21 protein-coding genes are annotated in these 20,036 nt (G+C 51.6%); 15 read left to right on the top strand and 6 right to left on the bottom strand.

The features are described 5' to 3' along the window. Positions 1–7: 7 nt before the first annotated feature. Positions 8–1,345, bottom strand: a complete 1,338-nt coding sequence (locus QRD89_RS18555; RefSeq protein WP_286096006.1) for a BMQ_0737 family morphogenetic spore coat protein — start codon at positions 1,343–1,345, stop codon at positions 8–10. A gap of 161 nt (positions 1,346–1,506) precedes the next feature. Here QRD89_RS18555 and QRD89_RS18550 point away from each other — a divergent pair, with 161 nt between their 5' ends. Further along, a complete protein-coding gene (locus QRD89_RS18550) occupies positions 1,507–1,800 on the top strand; it encodes a hypothetical protein (protein WP_286096005.1) in 294 nt (97 codons plus the stop codon). Between the two features lie 40 nt (positions 1,801–1,840). Here QRD89_RS18550 and QRD89_RS18545 read toward each other — a convergent pair whose 3' ends face one another. Then, on the bottom strand, positions 1,841–3,286 hold the full coding sequence (locus QRD89_RS18545) for a DASH family cryptochrome (protein ID WP_286096004.1): 1,446 nt from the start codon (positions 3,284–3,286) through the stop codon (positions 1,841–1,843). Positions 3,287–3,440: 154 nt separating this feature from the next. Between QRD89_RS18545 and QRD89_RS18540 the strand changes: the two genes are divergently transcribed. Further along, positions 3,441–4,115, top strand: a complete 675-nt coding sequence (locus QRD89_RS18540) for a hypothetical protein (protein ID WP_153017432.1) — start codon at positions 3,441–3,443, stop codon at positions 4,113–4,115. 43 nt (positions 4,116–4,158) lie between these two features. Here the strand turns inward: QRD89_RS18540 and QRD89_RS18535 are convergent, their stop codons facing one another. The 4 genes from QRD89_RS18535 to QRD89_RS18520 form a co-directional block, all read right to left on the bottom strand. Further along, positions 4,159–5,202 (bottom strand): HAMP domain-containing sensor histidine kinase, encoded by a 1,044-nt coding sequence (locus QRD89_RS18535; protein ID WP_286096003.1) that lies wholly within the window; start codon positions 5,200–5,202, stop codon positions 4,159–4,161. Further along, positions 5,199–5,873, bottom strand: a complete 675-nt coding sequence (locus tag QRD89_RS18530) for a response regulator transcription factor (RefSeq protein WP_008640528.1) — start codon at positions 5,871–5,873, stop codon at positions 5,199–5,201. Before QRD89_RS18530 ends, QRD89_RS18535 begins: the two co-directional genes overlap by 4 nt. Before the next feature lie 30 nt (positions 5,874–5,903). After that, positions 5,904–6,314: a DUF5367 family protein gene (locus tag QRD89_RS18525; protein ID WP_008640529.1), complete on the bottom strand. Its 411-nt coding sequence runs from the start codon at positions 6,312–6,314 to the stop codon at positions 5,904–5,906. Between the two features lie 100 nt (positions 6,315–6,414). Then, positions 6,415–7,047: an NUDIX hydrolase gene (locus tag QRD89_RS18520; RefSeq protein WP_286096898.1), complete on the bottom strand. Its 633-nt coding sequence runs from the start codon at positions 7,045–7,047 to the stop codon at positions 6,415–6,417. A 406-nt stretch (positions 7,048–7,453) separates the two neighbouring features. On the opposite strand from QRD89_RS18520, the gene QRD89_RS18515 reads away from it, so the two are divergent. From QRD89_RS18515 to QRD89_RS18455, 13 genes are all read left to right on the top strand, one after another. After that, positions 7,454–7,705, top strand: coding sequence for a hypothetical protein (locus QRD89_RS18515; RefSeq protein ID WP_008640531.1), 252 nt, complete (start codon positions 7,454–7,456; stop codon positions 7,703–7,705). Between the two features lie 25 nt (positions 7,706–7,730). Beyond that, positions 7,731–7,979 carry a hypothetical protein gene (locus tag QRD89_RS18510; RefSeq protein ID WP_286096002.1) on the top strand — a complete coding sequence of 83 codons (249 nt, stop codon included), beginning with the start codon at positions 7,731–7,733 and terminating at the stop codon, positions 7,977–7,979. Positions 7,980–8,051: 72 nt separating this feature from the next. Then, positions 8,052–8,480 (top strand): hypothetical protein, encoded by a 429-nt coding sequence (locus QRD89_RS18505; RefSeq protein ID WP_286096001.1) that lies wholly within the window; start codon positions 8,052–8,054, stop codon positions 8,478–8,480. Between the two features lie 389 nt (positions 8,481–8,869). Beyond that, the gene (locus tag QRD89_RS18500; protein WP_008634546.1) at positions 8,870–9,139 is read left to right on the top strand and encodes a hypothetical protein; all 270 of its coding nucleotides are present in this window, start codon (positions 8,870–8,872) and stop codon (positions 9,137–9,139) included. 76 nt (positions 9,140–9,215) lie between these two features. Then, a complete protein-coding gene (locus QRD89_RS18495; protein ID WP_008634543.1) occupies positions 9,216–10,319 on the top strand; it encodes a hypothetical protein in 1,104 nt (367 codons plus the stop codon). A gap of 47 nt (positions 10,320–10,366) precedes the next feature. Then, the gene (locus QRD89_RS18490; protein WP_286096000.1) at positions 10,367–12,748 is read left to right on the top strand and encodes a VirD4-like conjugal transfer protein, CD1115 family; all 2,382 of its coding nucleotides are present in this window, start codon (positions 10,367–10,369) and stop codon (positions 12,746–12,748) included. Next, entirely contained in the window at positions 12,729–12,959 is a 231-nt protein-coding gene (locus QRD89_RS18485) for a hypothetical protein (protein WP_008634535.1), read from the top strand. The genes QRD89_RS18490 and QRD89_RS18485 overlap by 20 nt, the downstream gene beginning before the upstream one ends. A 12-nt stretch (positions 12,960–12,971) precedes the next feature. Beyond that, on the top strand, positions 12,972–15,329 hold the full coding sequence (locus tag QRD89_RS18480) for a pLS20_p028 family conjugation system transmembrane protein (RefSeq protein WP_286095999.1): 2,358 nt from the start codon (positions 12,972–12,974) through the stop codon (positions 15,327–15,329). Positions 15,330–15,343: 14 nt separating this feature from the next. Next, a complete protein-coding gene (locus QRD89_RS18475) occupies positions 15,344–15,685 on the top strand; it encodes a DUF5592 family protein (protein WP_008634529.1) in 342 nt (113 codons plus the stop codon). Then, positions 15,669–16,319, top strand: coding sequence for a TraC-like domain-containing protein (locus QRD89_RS18470; RefSeq protein WP_008634526.1), 651 nt, complete (start codon positions 15,669–15,671; stop codon positions 16,317–16,319). The genes QRD89_RS18475 and QRD89_RS18470 overlap by 17 nt, the downstream gene beginning before the upstream one ends. A gap of 4 nt (positions 16,320–16,323) precedes the next feature. Then, positions 16,324–18,279 carry a VirB4 family type IV secretion system protein gene (locus QRD89_RS18465; RefSeq protein WP_369815274.1) on the top strand — a complete coding sequence of 652 codons (1,956 nt, stop codon included), beginning with the start codon at positions 16,324–16,326 and terminating at the stop codon, positions 18,277–18,279. 4 nt (positions 18,280–18,283) lie between these two features. Next, on the top strand, positions 18,284–19,405 hold the full coding sequence (locus tag QRD89_RS18460; RefSeq protein WP_235601506.1) for a lysozyme family protein: 1,122 nt from the start codon (positions 18,284–18,286) through the stop codon (positions 19,403–19,405). Positions 19,406–19,423: 18 nt separating this feature from the next. Further along, a complete protein-coding gene (locus QRD89_RS18455) occupies positions 19,424–20,035 on the top strand; it encodes a YddI family membrane protein (RefSeq protein WP_286095998.1) in 612 nt (203 codons plus the stop codon). Position 20,036 lies beyond the last annotated feature (1 nt).

The raw sequence follows: 20,036 nt of genomic DNA, 5'->3' as shown, positions 1-20,036 counted from the left end.
TCGTCGATTAAGGGCAAGGCGTTTCATTACATTCGACCGTGATATCTACACTAGCAGTAAGCGTCTCTCCATCGATCGTTGTCGTAGCGGTGATGGTGACCTCTTGTACAGGGGTATTTTCCGGAATGGATATTCCGGCGAAATAGTTACCGTTGGAACCGGTCGTCGCCGGTGTACTTTCGAACATGATGATCGCCGGATTGCTGCTTTCCAGGTCGACCGTCGCTCCCTCGATGACCGTGTTACCACAGCGCACGCGGCCGCTCAGGAAGCTGCTGCAGCTGATTAAATCCTCCTGTCCTTCAATAAACAAGTCGATGGAACATGGCGGCTCCGGACAGAAAGCCATCGTGTTCAAGGATTTGGAAGCCAAGCCTTCTGGAAGTTCCGCGAAGGCTGTGACCGTCACCATCGTGTCATCGGTTCCGGATGCCACGGAAGCCAACACTTCGAAGTTTCCAAACTCATCGGTGATTACAGGGTCAGGATCAATCTCCAGAATAGGAGGATCGGCGGTGATATTGACCGCTGCTCCAGCAACCGGGTCTTCTCCACAAAGCAATTTACCGGAATAGATCCGTTCACAAAGGGTGACGGCTGGAACGAACAACCGCATTTCACACGGCGTACAGTTGAAAATAAGATCGTCGGCCAGACGATTGATTTCAAAATCGTTCGTCAGCACGATCCAGTCATATACTTTGCTGGTGTTGACGCAAATGGTCTCCAGCTCTGCCTGATTCACGACCGGTTCCGGGGCGGGAAGCGAGATGGCCGGGGGTTCCGGAACAGACGTTGCTGGCATATCCCCTGCATCCGGGAACAACACAGGGCATTGCGGCGGGATGGCAGCGTTTCTCGGACAAAGCGGGACATCGAACGCCTGCCGCGGCTGGCAGAGACGTGTCGTCAGTTCCACTGTCACATCGGCCACGACCTGGACATTCTGGCAGATGCGGAAGAAAATATCGATGGACTGGACGAACCCTTCTGTATTACAGCTGACGCAAGGACTGCAGGAGAAATCCGTCACTTCGCACACGATGTCCGTTCCATCCGGTGCGCATAGGATGATATTCTCTACAGAGCAGAAGGAGATCGGTTCAGACAGGCAGGTCGTTTCACCGTCGGTCACTTCCAGGACGACGAAACCGGACTTCCGGAGAGTCACTTGCTGAAGGTCTGCGACGACTCCGTTCGGAAGCGTGACCGGGATCGTCACCCGGCGAACCGCTTCACACAAATCCAGCGGCGCATCCGTATCAACAGGGACGCCGTCTGCGTCTGTCAGAAAGCAGGTGATCGTCCCTCCATTACTTAAAATTTCACATATTTCAGGGAACATGGGTATCCATAACTCCTTTTCCTAGCAAATAGTCCATACAGTATATGAACGTTCCGCTTTTGTGGATAGGCTTTCGTGGATAGGGACAGGAAGAATGGAAAAAAACAGGATCTATGGAATGTATCCGACTCGTTATCGTAATCAGGGATGGGGGGATTTGAATGTTCGGTGTCATTCTGCTTTTGTTATACGCAGCATATGGAGGGTGGAAGTATAGAGAAGAAATCAGAAGGTACACATGGCAGCAGAAAGGAGCGGCTGTCTTCGTCTTTATCGGGCTGATCGCTATCGGTACGTTCCTCATCTACGTCGTCGGGAATCGTCTTGTCGCCTTCCTGCCGTGGCAGTGGCTGCAGCTGGTTGTGTTTTTTGTGATCGTCGTGCTTGTCCTGTATCCGATACGGTTCGTGCTGGCGAAGACGATGGTAAGGATCTTTCATCTATCAGAGGAATGAAAAAGCCCGGAGGATAACCTCCGGGCTTCTTCTATAAGGATCAGCGGTCGGCAGCGGCAAAGGCTTCTTTCCGTTTCCTCATCGATTCGTATAAGTCGACCACGGGAAGGGGATAGTGCTCGCCGAGAACGATGCCGTACTGCTGTTGTTCGATCATTCCCATCTCCCGCGGCTGGTGAATCCAGTCTGCTGGGAGAGCGGCCAGTTCCGGAAGCCAGTGACGCAGGTAACTGCCGTCCGGGTCATAGTCTTTCGCCTGTTTCTCGACGTTGAAGGCGCGGAACGGGACGGCGTCATTCCCGACTCCGGCGATGTAGAGCCAGTTGCCGTAGTTGCTGCTGACGTCATAATCGACGAGCTGGGATTCGAACCAGCGGGCGCCGATCCTCCAGTCGAGTCCGAGGTTCTTCGTGAAGAAGCTGGCCACATTCTGCCTGCTACGGTTAGACAAAAAGCCTGTCTCCTTCAGTTCACGCATGCCGGCATCGACGAGCGGGTACCCCGTCTTTCCATCGATCCACGCCTGAAGGAGCTTCTCGTCGCGCTCCCATGGAATCGCCTTGCCGGAGAGGCCGGACCGATAGAAGATCCTGTCCCCGTATTTGCGGTGGACGAGGTGGAAATAGTCCCGCCACAACAGCTCGAAGTAGAGCATATACGTCGACTCATTGGCGCCGTTTGTCCGTTCATAGGCCTGGATCTGTTCATAGACGACCCGGGGAGAGAGGCAGCCGTTGGCGAGATAAGGGGAGAACTTCGAAGAATCATCCTCCTTCAGCATGCCGTTCCGCGTCTGTTTATATATTTTCAGCCGGTCTTTCGTAAAGATATAATCGATCAGCCGTTTCCTCGCTTCGGAAGAGCCCCCGGGGTAGCGCGGTGCTTCGTCTGCCGAATCGAAACCGAGCGTTTCCAATGTGGGTATGTCACCTTCTGGAACAGGCAGCTCTGCTTGATCCTCCGGCGCGGGCGGAGCGATCGCTTTTCTTACCGATGTCCCTGACTTCTCAAGCCGTTTTCGAAACTGGGAGAACGTATCGGGAAGCTCCTGGATGGAGAAGGGGAGATCATCAGGCAGGTAAAGGTTATGCCCGTGTTCCACGTGAAAAGCAGTGTCCGGCAGCGCCTGCCGCACGTTTTCCTCTACCGTCTGCTCCTCCCTTCCGATCTCTTCGTGGACATAGACAGCGTCTATCTTTATTTTTTCCTTTATTTCATGAATGGCCTCTGTCGTCCTCCGGCAGCGGACAATCAGTGGAATGCCGAGAGCCCCTAGATTTTTCCGCAGGTCGTGGATGCTTTCGATCAGGAAGCGGGCGCGGTGCCGGTCGGTCTTCCTGATCCCGTCTTCCCCCTGTTCGTATGCTGCCGGGTCGAACACGTACATCCCGATGACCGGCTTGCCGCTTTGGACGGCCTGATGCAAAGGGTGATGGTCGTGGACGCGGAGGTCGTTTCTGAACCAGACAAGAGCGCCGTTCTGCATGCATCATTCCTCCTCTTTTTTTCTATAGTGTACCTCCATTGCCGGAGGTTACGACACTTTCAATCGTCTAACGTAAAAAATTTCCTTTTTGATTGAAATCCAGCGGAACTTTGTCCATGATAGAAGCAAGTAGATGAAAAAGGATGGGGAGATTATGAAGAAACTCGGGGAAACGAAGGCAGAGCGTCTGGATGCAGCGTGGGAAAGGGCGGAAGGGAAACCGGAGGATGTTGCCGCTGTCGTGCAGGATGCGTATGGAATCGATTTGAAGTATGTGTCTGAAACAGGGGCCGGCAAACAGCGGAGTGCGTATAAAGAGGAGACGATGGCGTTCTTGTGTGAGCATTCGGAGTATGAGAAAGAAGAATTGGAGGAGCTTCCGAAAATGGAGGTTCTTGCGATTTATATTCATGCCTTCGACCGCAAACTGACCGGTGGAGAAGTCCGCCGGGCCGTCAATACGATCTTCGGCATCAACTTGGACGGGATCTCCAAATTGGAAGGAACCGGTCTCGCGATTTTCTCCAAAGAGCAGTGGATCACCCGTTCAGAGGACGATGTATTCGTTCTTCATACAGGCCAGACCGATGCCGACGTCTGGGTGACACCGACGGATTATTTCACGGAGCAGACCGGAGAGACCGAGATTCCTCAAGCCCTCAAGTACACGCTCGCGACGCTCGGTTTCGTCTATGAAGAAGCGGTCGATACCTATTACTACTGGAATCCCGACGGCGCCTCGATTCCCGATGACCGGAAGACGGAAATGCTCGGTGCCATCGTCGGAGTGATCCAGTCTGAATACAAACACCTGCTGAAAGAATCGTAATTCGGGTACTCCCTGCTGGATTCCAAGAACGTTATACAGAACTCTATTTAATATAAGGGAGGAACACGGTGAAGCGTGTTCCTTTTCCTACTGTGCTGGTGAAGTGGATCTCTCCCGACAAAATGGTGAGGATCCTTTTTGTAATGGCAAGTCCGAGCCCGTTGCCCTGGTCCATCCTGGAGGTTTCTCCCTGATAGAACCGCTCGTAAATGCGCTGCTGGATGGACGTCGGCATACCGATTCCTTCGTCTGCTACGACTACTTCCACACCTTCGGCTTTGGAGGCGAGGAGAATAGTGATGGTGGAAGAATCCGGGGAGAACTTGATGGCGTTTGCAATCAGATTCATCCAGATCTGCTGGATCAACGGCTCATCCCCTTCGTACGAAATCGGGGGGAGGTCGAGGTCGAAGGCTATGTCTTTCTTCGCCCACGAGTCCTCCAGCAGCATGAGGACGCGGCGGATCTGTTCATCCAGCCGGAAAGTCGTCTGTTTATCGGGCAGCACTTGCCGGTCCAGTCGGGAGAGACGCAGCATATTCTCCGACAAGCTGTGCAGACGCTTGGATTCGTCAATGATGATGCCGAGGTATTCGCTGCGCTCCTCCTGGGACAACGACTGTTCCTGCATCAGTTCGGCAAACCCTTGGATCGATGCAATCGGTGTCTTGAACTCATGGGATACGTTGCTGATGAAATCTTTCCGCATGTAGGCCATGTTATCGAGCTCCTGCGCCATCTTGTTGAGGCTGTCGGCCAAGGATCCGATTTCATCGCTGCTCTTGTAGGAAGTCCGGCTCGTGAACTCCCCTTTCGCAATATCCTGGGCCATCTCTGCCATCTTCTTGATCGGTTTCGTGATGAACAGGGAAGCGAAGCTCATGAAAATTGTGTCCAGAATGGCACATATTCCGACGGTGGCTAGAATCAGGGTGAACACTCTCATCTGATTGGACTCCGGAAGAAGCTGTGGAAGCTGTTCGGCTGCAACGGCTACGATCCAAATGGAAGCACCTGCGGAGAGGAGCAGGATCAGGACGACGATGGTCGTCAACTTGACGGTGATGGAGGAAAGCAGCCTTCTCATTTCCGGCACTCCACTTTGTACCCGATCCCTCGGATGGTGGTGATGTCAAAAGCATCGACCTCCGCAAGCTTCCTGCGCAGTTTCTTAATGTGCGTATCGACGGTGCGCTCATCCACTTCGACATCAAGCCCCCATATTTCCTCCATCAGCTGCTGCCTTGAGAAAATACGATTCGGGTAGCTGAGCAGCTTGTATAATAGATAGAATTCCTTTTTCGGAAAAGCATAGGTGCTTCCGTCATCCTCAGCGGTAAGGCTGTCATAGTGGATGACGAAGGAGCCGATAGTGATCTTCCTCTCCTGGGAGATCTTCGCCCTTCGCAATAACGCGGAAACGCGGAGGGACAGCTCTTTCAATTGGATCGGCTTCACCATATAATCGTCGGTTCCCGATAAAAATCCCTGCTCCATATCCTCCAGACGGTCTTTCGCTGTAACAAGCAGGATCGGCATCCCCATGTCCGCGTCCCGGAGGCTCTTCGTCAATGCATATCCATCCAGGCGGGGCATCATGATGTCACTGATCATCAAGTCGATATGGAAGGTATCCAATACCTTCAATGCCTCTTCCCCGTCTGCCGCCTGATGGATGCTGTATCCCTGCTTCTCCAGGTAAACCCCCATCATTTTTCTTAGATTCCGATCATCTTCTACGACTAATAACTGGACCATTCCCATCCCACCCTGTCTGCGATGGTTTCATTATACCGCAGCGGCTTTTCTTTTCGCGTAGGAATAATAATATCCCAAGGCAAGGCCTACACCTCCGCACCAGAGGATCCAGGCAGCTCCGTAGTGGGAAACTTCGAAGTCGCTGTGATACAGCTGACGGAAGAAGGTGAGGAAGATTCCGTCGAACAGGACAGCAGATGTCGTCATGATGGCGACCGCTTCAAAAATTTTCTCCCGTGCAATCGGAATGAAGGCTGTTGCCGTTTTAATGAAGAAGTAGCCTGCGGGTAAACCGAGGAAGAAGGCGAAAAAGAGCCAGGGATTCCCCGAGGTGAAAAAGGTATCGCCGATCAGACGGACGCTCATGGCGCCTACGAACCAGAATAAAATCCCGAATAACACAAATCCTCCTGCCTGCCGTTTCGTCAATGGTTTTGTCATGGAAACATCATCCCTTTCTATACGTTTCCTCTATCCTACCGCCTCTTTGTGATCTCTCTGTGAACAAAAAAAAGAACCCTCGGCTTCAGGGTTCTCTCCATCATTCCTCTGCTTGTTTTTTAAGGACATCGACGAAATGGGCGATGATTCTGGCGGTCAACCCCCAGATCACTTTGTCTCCGTAGATATAGAAGTATTCCTCCATCTGCCGTGCCCGCCAGTCGTAATCCTCGCCGCCCGGGATCAGTTCGTACGGGAAGTCTTTCTCCGGCTTCGCCACAAAGGAGACGTAGTGGATGCGAGGCTTCTCGTTCAGGAAGAAGGAAAGCGGGACGGTGAACACTTCCTGGACTTCTGCCGGGTTGTGCACAAGGTCCTCTTCTGTCGTATCGAGGTAGCCGGCATACGCATAGACGATCATGCCGAACGGGGAAATCAAATAGTCGAGCGGGTGGACATCCGACAAGCGTCCGGCATCGATGCCGAGCTCTTCTTCCGTTTCCCGGATCGCCGCCGCTTTCGCACCAGCATCGCCTGGGTCGATTTTCCCGCCGGGAAAGCAGATCTCTCCGGGTTGGCGCCTCATTTCACTCGACCGGACTTCGAACAGGACGTGCGGCTCGCCGTTTTTCTCCATCACCGGCAGCAGGACAGCGAATTTACGCAGATGCTCGCTTCCGAGAACGGTCGGTTCATGGTCTTTGATTTTATGGAAAATGTTGTGTATCTCCATCATGTCACCTCATTAGTATTCTATCTATACTATAACAGGGAACGAAATAGAATAAAAAAGAGAAACACCGGCACTCCTTTTATCCCTTTTTGTGGATGTATTTGGAAATGAAAGGATTGCAGGTTACAAGCTTAATGAAGAGAGACGGTAACTTTATGCTTATAACTTTATACCCCTAAGAGAGCCTTCATCTGCAAAATACTTTTCAAAAATGAGTAAAAAGTTTGTCGTAATCTAGTTCAAAAATAACAGGATTATTCACAGAATCTATAAACATCAACCTTTATACCTCCCCTGTCTTTATGATATTCTTGTAATATAGTGTAAAGCTTCTGAAATTTGTATTTCTTTTTTTGTAAAATAGATTGCACTGTCATTTTTTTCATGTATAATGGGGGTTATGTTGATGGATATTGTCACGAAATTTTACCAGGCTTTAAATAAATTGGATATTAAATATGATGAGGAGACGGGACGTTTGTCGAAACCGATCAATTTCGTCGTCTATGACGCACATAGAAAGGTGTCGGCCAAACGACTGTTCATTTTCAAAAACTATTTTCTGATTTTAAGAGAAGAAGAGAACGATACGAGGAAAATACAGTTCAAGCACATTAAAGGCTTCCAGTATGCGGATAAAGGCGATATCTTCCTATAATATCGTAAGACTTTGAGGTGATCAGGTGAGGAGAAAACGGCTTTCACATGTGGATCTTTCATGTAAAGCGAAATCTGTCAAAACGTTTGATAATGAGGTATATGAACTGAAGGGCTCCCTTGCCGTCAATCAAGACAACGGAAAGATCCAGCCGGTAGCGGATATTTACTACCGGGTGAGAACGGCGGTGAACAGCGACCGCCGCATCGTTGCCAAGCGGAAACATTCGGATGATGAATTGTACACCTATGTCGAGAAGCGAAAGATGAAGTGAGGAGATCCTTGCTTTTGATAGATGGGTAAGCTTGAAAATGGAAGAAGCGTCAAACGTCAGGGGGATGAATCGATGAAACGATGGATGATGGTTATGCTCTTCGCCATAGTCGCAGGGATGCTTGCGGCCTGTGGGAGCGGAGAGCCTGTCGAGGAGAAGGAATATAATGCGTTCAAAGAGGAGATTGCCAAGGAGGACTTCACCGGCTTCGCTTATATACTGAGTGATTATGAAGCGGAGGATAACGGATACCTCCCTGTACTGGAAGAAGTGTTCGAAGAAGAGGGGCAGACGCTCGTCTACTTCAACGATCAACAGGCGTCGGACGACGTACACGAAGTTTTCAACGAAGACAGCAAGAAGAAGGATCTGTTCCTGCCGATCGATACGATTGCATACATAGAGAACGGTCAGCCGGCAGCAGAGCTGGAAGTGACCGAAGAGTTGATTCAGGAGAAGGATCAGGAGACATTGCGTACATTCGTAGCGGACCATTCATAAGGGGCCGTACGATGGAAATAGACAATTGAATAGAGGTGCGGCCGCTTATTCAGCGCGTAGGCGTCCGTCCACACAGAATGGTTTGCAGGGTTCGATTCCAAAAACCTGCCACGACATGTGCAGCGCTGTTCTACTGGTTCTTCGTACACAGCCAAAAACGATGTGCATTGGCAAGCGGCATTCGGATGCTGTCACGTTGCCACAGGGTTCTTACTTCCAGCCAGAAAGTAAAAGGTATTATCATGGACCATGTCTGCCAAGGTGCCCGTCACCGGTTTAAAGACAGCAGGCCCATACCTGAATTTCCGAATGGTTGGCACACGTATGATTTAGAGGTAAGTCGATAGTAATCGGCATGACAATATAATAAAAGCGAGAGGAAGATTTCTATGAATCTGTTAAACACGTTGATGCTGGGAGCCGCTGATGGGATGGATGGTCTCGTTCAGACGGGACAGTCGATTCTGCAATGGGCTCAGCGCCTTGGTTTGATCGGAGCTGCTTTGGCTTTCTGTGTCGGGGGATATTTCCTGATGTTCGGGGGCGACCGCGGACGCGGACGTTCTGTCGGCTGGTTCCTTGGAGGAGCGGTCGGACTGATCGTCGTTATGGGAGCGTACGGTATCGCAAGCGGAATCGACAACAATATCAAGTTTTAATAGAACGCTTATATATTAATGCAAAGCCACACTGCTGTTTCCGGTGTGGCTTTCGTATGTTTGGAGGTCGGAATCAATGTTATATGTAGTGTTTACTCAAGTGGAACACTCCAAAATTGCCAAGTTCGAGAAAATCCCGTTTCCGGAAGCTGTCCGCTTGTCTCAGGAAATCGAGAAGGAAATGCGGGAGAAGAAGGAAGAGGTCGATGGAGAGTTCTACCTTTTGGAAGAAGATAATAACGGAGACGCGATTTACTCCGGTACATTCCGGTTCGGTTCCTATTACGCGCCGAATTTATACATGCATATCAAGAAAAAGCTTCCGGTAATCCGGACGAGCAAGGAGAAAGAAAAGAAACGCCTTGCGTTGATGGCAGAGATGGAAGAGCTGGTCAGTGAGGAGTTCAAACAGGAGGAGAATGTGGAAGAGGAAGCGTTCCGCAGGCTCGATCGATCCCGGATTTCCCGCCTGAAGAAGTGGCAGCGCCGGACGATTTACGGTCTTGCCGCCTTTTTCACGCTGGCAACAGTCGGAACCGTCGCGTTCTTCCTGCTCCAAATCGCTTCGTTCCAGGCACAATATGAAGCGGTCGCGGCAGATAAGAAAGCCGAGGAAGAAGCCATCTCCCGCTATGAGGCTGCCCTTCTCGGGGAAGACACGTCCTTGAAAGAATACTTGGCCAAGCAGGATCTGGACGAGTTGGACGGGGAAGAGCAGAAGATCTACGCCGGCTACCTTGTAGAGGAAGAGGCGTTCGATAAACTCGTGTCGTTGTATGAGGAGGACGCGAAGATGGCGGCGACGTTCATTGCTAACAATCAAGGAATCGATGCGCTGAAAGCCTTCAATGAAGCTTACCCGACGAATGAAGCGAAGTTCGAAATCGCCTATGCCGAAGAGGAATACGACAAGGTGCTTTCCATTGAGAATATCGAAACGACGAAAGACCGAAGCGAGAAGAAAACGTACGCCTACTTGAAAACCGGGGATATCGAAAAAGCGAAGGCGGAGCTTGAGAACAACAACAGCGAAGAGCTGTCTGAGAAAATTGCCCGCTATGAAGAGATTGATCAGTCGCTTGCCGATATCGACGGAGATTTGAAAGGCGCGAAGGAGAAGGAAGAAAAGAGCCTGAAAGCAGAGAAGAAAGAACTTGAGGCGGAGAAAGAAAGTCTTTAAGACACCTGGAACAGGGTGTCTTTTCATTTTACATAGAGGTGATCATTATGCGAAAGAAGAGTGTCCATATCGTTATGGCTTCACTCGGGGCCGTGTTTGTCTTTTTTCTATTAAATACGGTGATCAATCTAATAACCATCACGGTCCAGGACGTCTGGAACAGTGATTCATTCCTGCAGCTGTCCGATCTCGACGTCTCGATCCAGTCCCTGGTGCTGGCGTTCGATCATATTCCGTCCCAGGTGTATATCGGTATGGCCGTCCTCACCCTTGTCGTGTTCGGGATTCTGTACTACAAACTGCGGACGAACTTCAAAGACTTGGAGAAAAGCGGGGATAAGGGGACGAGCCGTTTTACGACATTGAAAGAATTGAAGGCGCAGTATAAGGCTGTTCCGGAGAAGAAGGTATCCTTTCCGGGGACCGGCGGCGCGCCGATCTCGAGGTATAAGAATAACATCTTCATTGACGATTCGCCGGTCAACAACCTATGGATCGGTACGACCCGTTCCGGTAAAGGGGAGATGGGGATCTTCCCGATGATCGACATTTATTCAAGAGCGGAGGAGCAGGCATCGATGGTGCTGAACGATCCGAAGGGCGAGCTGTTCGCCGCCTCGAAGGAAACGCTTGAGAAGCGGGGCTACCATGTGGAGGTCCTGAACCTCGACAACCCGCTCCAGTCGATGTCCTACCAACTGCTGCAGCTGGTCATCGACGCCTATGAAGATGGGGATATGGCGAAAGCCGAGCAATATACGAAGACGATCAGCACGATGCTGTACAGCGATCCATCCGCTAAGGATAAGTTCTGGCAGGATAGTGCCGCCGCTCTATGTTCGGCACTGATCCTCGGGCTTTGCGAGAAGAACATCCCGCATCAGAAAGAGAAGGTGACGATGTACACGGTCGCCAATACCTTGAACACGCTGGCGAGCGAACAGTACATGGATGAAATCACCGGAGATACGGAAACCGGGCTCGACCGCTTTTTCGACAGCTTACCGGAACAGCATCCGGCAAGGCTGCAGTATGCCACGATCCGATTCGCGAGTGGAGCCAGCCAGACGGTCGCCGGCATTTTCTCTTACACCTTCGACAAGCTGAGCATTTTCACCCTGACACCGATTGCGAAGATGACGTCGATGAACAGTTTCGATATGAAGAAAATCGGTTTCGGGAAAACGATGACCGGATTCACGAAGCCGCTCAGCCGGGTCTATGTCCATTTTCCTGAAGGGCAGGTATCGGTACGGACGAATGAAAAAGGCCGCTTCGCTATCGATCATGACGAAAAGCTGACAGCCGGAGATCACGTGCGGATCGAAGTCGAGGACAGCGACATTTCTATGACGGTTGCCATCGAGGCCATTGATGAAAACGGGGACGTGCGTTACAGCGTTCAGGAGAAAAGCGGAGAAGCGGTCCGTATCAAACGGTTCGAACAGTTCGAGAAGCCGACCGCTTTGTTCATGATCACCCCCGATTACGATACGTCGCTGCACGTCATTGCTTCCTTGTATGTGAAACAGCTGTACACAGAGCTTGCCAGGACGGCGAGCCATACGAAGGGCGGCAAGTGCATCAGGGAGGTCGTCTTCATTCTCGATGAGTTTGGAAATATGCCGGTCATTGACGATATGGGGTCGATGATCACCGTCTGTCTCGGCAGGAATATCAAGTTCAATCTTGTCATTCAGGCTTACGCGCAGTTGAAACAGAAGTACGAACAGGATTGGGAGACGATCGATGGCAACTGTGCCAACACAATCTACATCCTGACGACGAACAACGATACAGCCGAAGAAGTATCGAAGAAACTCGGCGAGAAAACGATCACCTCCCACAGCCGGAGCGGCAGCACATTGTCGTTTGATAAAAGCAAGACAGAAGGAACGGACGGCCGCAGTCTTCTGAATGCGACGGAATTGTTCCAGCTGAAAGAAGGCGAAACGGTCGTGATCCGCGGCATCAAGCGCCAGGATAAGAAGCGGAAGACGATCAAGGCCTACCCGATCTTCAACACGGGAGAAACACGGATGAAATACCGCTATGAATACTTGGCAGATGACTTCGATACATCGACCTCCATTCATGAACTCGATATCCGCTGCCAGCACGAAACGTTGGACTTGAAGCAGGTCACGTACCGGTTCGGTGAGGAAAAGGAACATGCCGGTGCCGGCTCTATCGGTGAGCTGCTGGGAGAGGACAACATCCTCGTTTTTATCGAGCAGACGGTAGACAGGGCGACGGATCACCACGTAGAGGAGCTTCGCGACATGCCGGCGGATGATTTTCTTGAACTGCTTGAAAGCCTTCAGGAAGAGGGGCGGATAGCCGGTCATACGTATCAGCTCATCGTCGACAAAATAGAGGATGCGAGACAAAGGGAAGGAGCGGGAGACAATGAAAGACGGTTGGTATAAGCGGGCGAAAGAGGACGATCCTCTTTCCCTTGTCGAGGTGCTTGAGAAGCATAAAGACCATTTGGAAGATCATGAACTCGTCGTCCAGCTGCAGGACGGATTATGTAAAATCCATATGGATCCGGACACGTCGAAATACCGCATTCTCGTCGATCATTACGACGAGTCGGTCGATTCGACGGTCGAACGTTTCCTATTTACGAATGGATAGGGGGGAGCAGGAATGAGTGATGAGGAAATACTCCAGAAACTGTTGGAATTCGGAGACTACCTGACGAAAGGGACGATCATTCAGGATACCTTCCGCTGGGTGCTGTGGATGTTCGTCAAGGGGCTCGCGTGGATCGTCGATGCGCTGGAAGATGTAGCGGATACGATTCTCGGCTTGAAATCCTTCTATAACAATCAGGATTTCGTCGATTTCGTCGATCAATTCCAGCCTGTGTTCGTCATCCTGCTGGCCTTCAACCTGTTATATATCGGCTACCTGCTGATTTTTCAGAAGAAGTTCAACAGGGAGGGCGTCTTCACGAACCTGATCATGGCACTGATGATCATCGTCGTGCTCGGAACAGGAATGCAGAAGGCGGACCGCTTTACGGATGACGCGATCCAGGCAATCAACTATTCCGGCGAAGGCGGGAAGATCGCCTCACAGGTCGTGAAAAGCAATATTACAGATATCGGACTTTATGATATCAACGGTTGGGATAATCCGGAGCTGGAGGAAAAGAACAACATCGATCCCGAATTCGCTACAGACATCAATATCAACTCCTACTTACAAAAGGACAGCGATATAACGGAAGAAGAGAACCTTAGTAATGACGGAGAAAAAATATTAAGCCATAAAGTCGAGACCCTCGGTGACGGATCGCGGAAAATTATCGACCTCGAGGACGGCAGCTGGATCACGGATATTACGAAGGAGTATTACTACCGCTATACGGTGGACTGGATCAATATGATCGGGACACTTCTGATTATGGCTTTTGTGCTGATCACCATTTCCGTGAAGCTTGCCAAGCTGTTCTTCGAGCTCGCCTTCAACTACGTTCTGGCGGGCATCATTGCGCCGACGGATATTCACAACGGACAGAAGATGAAGCAGGTCGTACAGAACATCCTGAACATCTTCCTCGTTACGATCATGATTTTTCTCAGTATGAAAGTGTACATGATCGGGACCGGCTGGATCGGAGAGAACTTCGACGGCATCGTCTATTTGATCGCCATGATCGGCTTTGCCGCAGCGGTGATAGAAGGACCGAATATCGTCGAGCGGCTGTTCGGCATCGACGCCGGATTGAAGTCCGGATGGGGTGCGTTGGCAGGTACATATGCGGCGGCAAGAGGAGCCCAGGGACTTGCTAAAAGTGCAGGACGGACAGGCGGCGCAATGGTCAATAAATCGGCAGGCGCTGTCGGTGGACTTGTCGGCGTCGCCGGTGGTTTAGCCGGAAAACAGCAGGGCTCGGGGGAATCCTCCGCCGGACAAAAGGGTGGAGCTCCTAAGTCGGCACCGAGTCACGAGCAGAAAAATAATCAAACGGCCGAATCAGAAGCAGAGAGTGGCGGACGTGAAGCGGCAGCCGGTGTCGAGGAAACGACCACCGCCAACGAGCAGGCTCCCGGTTCGATCCATGATGAGATGGAAAAGCAGGACGGGGAAGAATCTGCTTCGGGAGCTGCGGGTCCGCCGTCCCTTCATGATGAAATGGCGAAGAAAGGCTATACAGGTGCAGGAACGCCTCCTACAAAACAAGGGAAGAAGGCGAACGACGCCGGAAAACCGGGGCAAGGCGGCGCAGCTGGACAAGGAGAGAAATCCGGAACCGGCTCCGCCGCTCCGACCGGCGGAGCTTCTGGAGCACAAACGTCCGGAGCACCGGCTTCGGGACCTAAGCAGGGTGTGCAGCGGATGCCGAATGCTCCTGGAGGGGCGGAGGACCGTGGCAGCACGGGAACATCCGCGGAGCACTCCACAGAGAGCGGAGCTCCTGCTGCAGGAGTCTCCGGGGGCAACCGTCCGGGAACCGCATCTTCCGGTTCCTCTTCCGCAGCATCAAGATCCGGAGGGACCGAAACGGCCCCGGGCACATCAGAAAAAGGAGCATCGAGCTCTAGCGGCACCGTTTCTCCCGGATCGTCTCCACGCGGGGCGGGCTCTGCCTCCAGCGGTTCTTCCGGCAGTAGACCGGCGGCATCCGGATCGAGCGGGTCTGCACCTGTCGAGCGGGTGACGACAACGACGAAGACGACGACTGCCGGTCCGGCAGCGCCTTCTTCCGGCGCTTCACCGGCTCCGGCAAGACAGGAAAGACGGACGACGACGAGAACAACGTCAAGCGGCGGCAGTTCACGCCCTGTCTCCGGCGGCTCTTCCGGATCCGGAACGCGGGAGGTCATCCATGAACAGGAGCAGGTGGTGGAAGAGCGCCACGTCGGCCACGTGCTCCGCGATACTTTCCAGAACAACCGGACCGTCCAGCATACGCGGACAGGCTATCAAGTCGGCCGGAACACCGGCAAAGCAATGAAGCGCAACGTCAAGAAACAAGTGAAGAAATTTAAAGGATAGAAGGAAGGGAAACCATGGCGAATTACCGCATACCCAAGAACGTGACGAGTGAGCTGAAGATCAATAAGGCGTTGTACCTGACCGATCTCGGCATCCTCGTCGGACTGCTTTTGTTTACGTTTGTGATGAGCAATGTCGTTCACGCTTCCTTCACGTGGCTTTTCTATATATTCATGATCATCGTCGCGGGCCTGACGATCATCCGGCCTGCGACGAATCCGAAGAAGCGGATGTATGAAGCGATCTACCTTTCCCTGCGAAGAAGGAAGGACACATATATCGCCATTGATTATGAGGTGGACGAGAGCGATGAGAATAATGAAGTGGTAGGTGACACAGATGGCTTTATTCGATGAAAAACAAATGAAACGGCAATCCGTGCCGGAGCAGAAGCAGCGGTCGGTTTTCGACGAAGCGAACATCCAGGAGCAGAAGGAACGGAAGTCGAAGAAAATCAAAGTGAAATCCAGTTTCGCTGAGATTTCTCCTGTCATCGATATGACGGCGAACGGGTATTTTCAGCTGAACCATGAAGAAGGCTATTTCGAAATTGTCCAGCTGACATCGAAGGATATTTATTCCCTCAATCAATCGGATAAGGATAAGAACATCTATACGCTGGCTTATTTCTACCAGTGGTACTTGAACGATATCAAGATCATCCCGCTGAACTTCCCTGTAGACACGAGCACCCAGCAGCGCCATATTCTGCGCAGGCTCGAGAAGACGACGAAGCGGGAATACCGCTTTTTCCTCGAGCAGAAGCTGAAGGAGCTGCAGTTCATCGAGAAGGAACGGACGAACCGGGAATATTACCTCTTCATCTATGCCGATGATGAGTATTCCCTGCACTCGCGGATAAAGAATATCGACCGGCTTATCAGCGTGTCGCTGCCGGTCGTGAGGCTGAGTGAAGAGAAGAAGATCAACATTTTGTATAAACTGTTCAATCTGAATTCCAAGAACAAAACAGCGAGAGGGGACATGTGACGTGCTGCAAGCGATATTAAGCCGATTCAAGCCATCGGACACGGAGAAGAAAGATGACAAAGAAGTCTATGGTTACAACCCTTATCTGCTGTCTGAGATTCAGAGTCAGGGCGGCATCAAGTTCGACGAAGCCTTCATCCGTAAAGGGGACGGCTATGAAACAAGCATCCACATCTACGATTTCCAAACGATCGTTTCCGACTTCTGGCTCGAGCAGATCATGAACATGCCGAACGTCGTGGCAAGCCTGGATATCAGCACCCCGAACCGGAAGGAAGTCATGGATAATATCAACAAGAGTATGGCCGAGCAGAAAGTCCGCGGAGAGAATGCCAAGGATACCTCGGACTTGATCGAAGCATCCCAGAGCTATGAAGAGCTTCAGGACATCTACAATGAAATCCGTCAGGGAGAAGTGCTGAAGCGGATCATCCTCCGTCTGTTCGTCAGTGCGAAGACGATCGATGAGCTGGAGCGTACCGTCAAAGAAGTCATCGATACGCTCGAATCTCTCAACTTCCGGGGAAGTGTGTTTCTCAATGAGCAGGAATACGAATGGGAAGGGCTGTTCAGCAGCTACTCGACCCAGCAGAAATATCCGAACAAACGGAAAGGGGTCGAGATTCCGTCCTTGTCGCTTGCGGGCGGCTTTCCGTTCCACTTCACCGCTCTGAACGATCCGTTCGGTACCCATTACGGAACGACGGACACCAACGGCAACGTCATTTTCGATTTGTTCCATAAAGACCAGAAGCGTAAGTTCTACAACGCCCTCATGATCGGAAAAATGGGATCAGGGAAGTCGACGCTTCTGAAGAAGGTGGCGCTTGATAATGCGGTGAAGGGGCACAAAGTCCGGATTCTTGATATTACCGGAGAGTTTGAGGATCTGACCCATGCTCTTGGTGGAAAAATCATCGCCCTCGACGGATCGAACGGGATCATCAATCCGCTGCACGTCTATAAGACAGCATCGAACGATGACGGCACGGCGAACGAGCAGCTCTCGTTCACCCAGCACCTTAGTAAAATGAGCGTCTTCTACCGCTTTTTGAACCCGGATACGACCAATGCGGAAATCAAAGAATACGAGAATCTCCTGCGCAACCTGTACGTCGAACACGGCTTATGGGTCGAAGGGGAGGAAGAGAACCGCATCACCGACCGGAAGGCAGAGGAATATCCGACGTTCAGTGACTTCCTCTACTACCTGCGGAAAGAGCTGTATGAAGACATTGATGCCCAGCGAGTCTATGAAAATATCGGCGTCGTCCGCCGCGAGCGTCTGGAACATATCGAACTGAACATATCCAACCTCGTCCAGAACTATGCGCACTTATTTGACGGACCGTCGAGCATCGATAACTTCGACCACGAGTACTTTGTATCGTTTCCGCTCCGTAATCTATCCGAGCTGAAGCCGGAAATTTTCCAGGCCCAGCTGTTCAACGTCATGAACATGCTGTGGGACGGCATGTTGAATAACGGACAGCCGCAATTCCAGGCGTTCAACAAGCACCGCCTCGAATTTGAGGATGCTATCCGTTATTTGATCCTGATCGATGAAGCCCACCATATCATCAATACGAGAAAAGGTTCGGAACACGGCGTCCAGTATTTGCAGCGCTTCATGCGGGAGGCACGGAAATATTTCGGCGGCATTTTCTTCGCCAGCCACCTGATCACCGACTTCGTACCGGAGAACGCTGATCAGAACAGCGCCGAAGAAGTGAAGAAGCTGTTCAGTCTGACGCAGTACAAATTCATCGCCGAACAGGACAGCGAATCGTTGAGCAGGCTGAAAGAGGTTTTCGTCGGGCAATTAAATGACAGTGAATTGAATCAGATTCCATTCCTCCAGACTGGACAGGTGCTGTTGTCGATCTCGTCTGTGAAGAACATCAAGATGAACGTCGATGTGTCGAAGGAGGAGCTGGACTTATTCGGTGGAGGTGCTTGATCCATTGAGCAATCTAGCGAAGAACGCAGTCAAACTGGGAGCAGGCTTCCTCTCGCTCAAAGCGAAATTGATTATCCTGCTCGTCGTTGTCGTCGGTTTTTTCCTTTTTGTCCTCGGTGTCGGCATCTTCCAGAGCTTCATCGGCGGATCGGATAGTAACAGTGGGACATCCGGGGAAATCATCAGCCTTCCCCCGGGTACCTTTCCTCTTAATGATACGGTGGAAGGCTACCGGAGCGATGTTGAAATGTATGCCAGGGAATTCGGGATCGAGAGCCACGTCGACGTCCTGCTTGCGATGATGATGCAGGAGTCGGGCGGCGGGGGGGATGATCCGTTCCAGGCAAGTGAGAGCAAGTGCGGCTACATTGGCTGCATCACCGACCCGAAGGCATCGATCGAACAAGGCGTCAAACATTACAAGAGCGTCCTCGAGAAGGCGAACGGGGATATTAAACTGGCCCTCCAGTCGTATAACTTCGGCGGCGGGTTCATCGATTATGTGAATGACCGCGGCGGTGCTTATACCGAGGACCTCGCTGTTTCCTTTTCGCAAATGATGTATGAGAAGCTGAAGCATACAGGCCTGTACAGCTGTATCCGCGGGGATTCCGTTCCAAGCGGCGCCTGTTACGGAGATGTGATGTATGTCGATGCCGTCCTGAAGTATTACCATCCTGTGTCGAGTGACGCGATTGCGGGCATCTCCCCAAGCTTCAACGGTGATTTCGTCCGGCCGATCCAGGGCAGTGCGGAAATCACCAGTGATTACGGCTACCGGACCCACCCGGTGACAGGAGAGGAAAAATCGATGCACAACGGCATCGACTTCGCCTGTATGGGCGGCGTAACACCGATCCACTCGGTCGGAGACGGAGTGGTCGTGTACAGCCAGGGTGCGGGAACTTATGGGAATTCCGTCGTCATCCAGCATGAAGATCAGCTGTACACCCACTATGCCCATTTGTCGAGCATCGACGTATCGGAAGGTTCGCGAATTCAGGCGGGCGATAAACTCGGCGTCTGCGGAACGACAGGAAGATCGACGGGACCTCACCTGCATTTGGAAACGAAAAAAGAAATGTGGAGCGGACATATGGATCCGAAAGAGGTTCTCGGATTTTAACAGCAAGGAGAAAGCGATATGAACAGTATAAAACTATTCAAACACGTGTCGTTGATCATTCTCGTCCTTTTGCTGGCGGTCAATGCGTACTTCTTCTATGCCAATGGCAAGAAAGGAGACGAGTACGAGGCGGTCGCCAAAGCGAATCAGGAGCTTCAGGACGAGAACCGGGTGCTCGAGGATAAGGAGAAGAACATCTCCAACACCGCACGCGAGCAGCGGTTCGATGACTTGCAGAGTCAGGCGAAGCTGTTCGTGAACCTCGTCTTCGTCCAGAAGATCGAAGGCTACCAGCAGCGGAAGGACCAAGCGGCGGGCGTCATGAGTGAAGCCCTGCAGGAGCGGTACTTCCCGGCGGATGAATTCAATCAGAACAACGTGGAGTCGAAGCTTTTGAGCGAAGAGTATTACATTCAGAACATGGATGCGAATCAGAAGGAAGTCGATGTGCTGATCGAAGTCGAGCATGAAATCGACTACTTGGAAACCGGAAAGAAAGACAAGTCCAAGATGTTTCTGCGCGTTCACTTCGTCTATGAAGAGGATGCTTGGATTGCGACAGACATCGAGGATTTGTTCGCAGATACAGAAGAAGTGAAAGAGGAAGATCCGGAAGCGAACGACGTGTGAC

The sequence above is a fragment of the Halobacillus sp. ACCC02827 genome, assembly GCF_030291935.1.
Classification (GTDB): Bacteria; Bacillota; Bacilli; order Bacillales; family Halobacillaceae; genus Halobacillus.
This window is presented reverse-complemented; position numbering and strand designations above follow the sequence as displayed.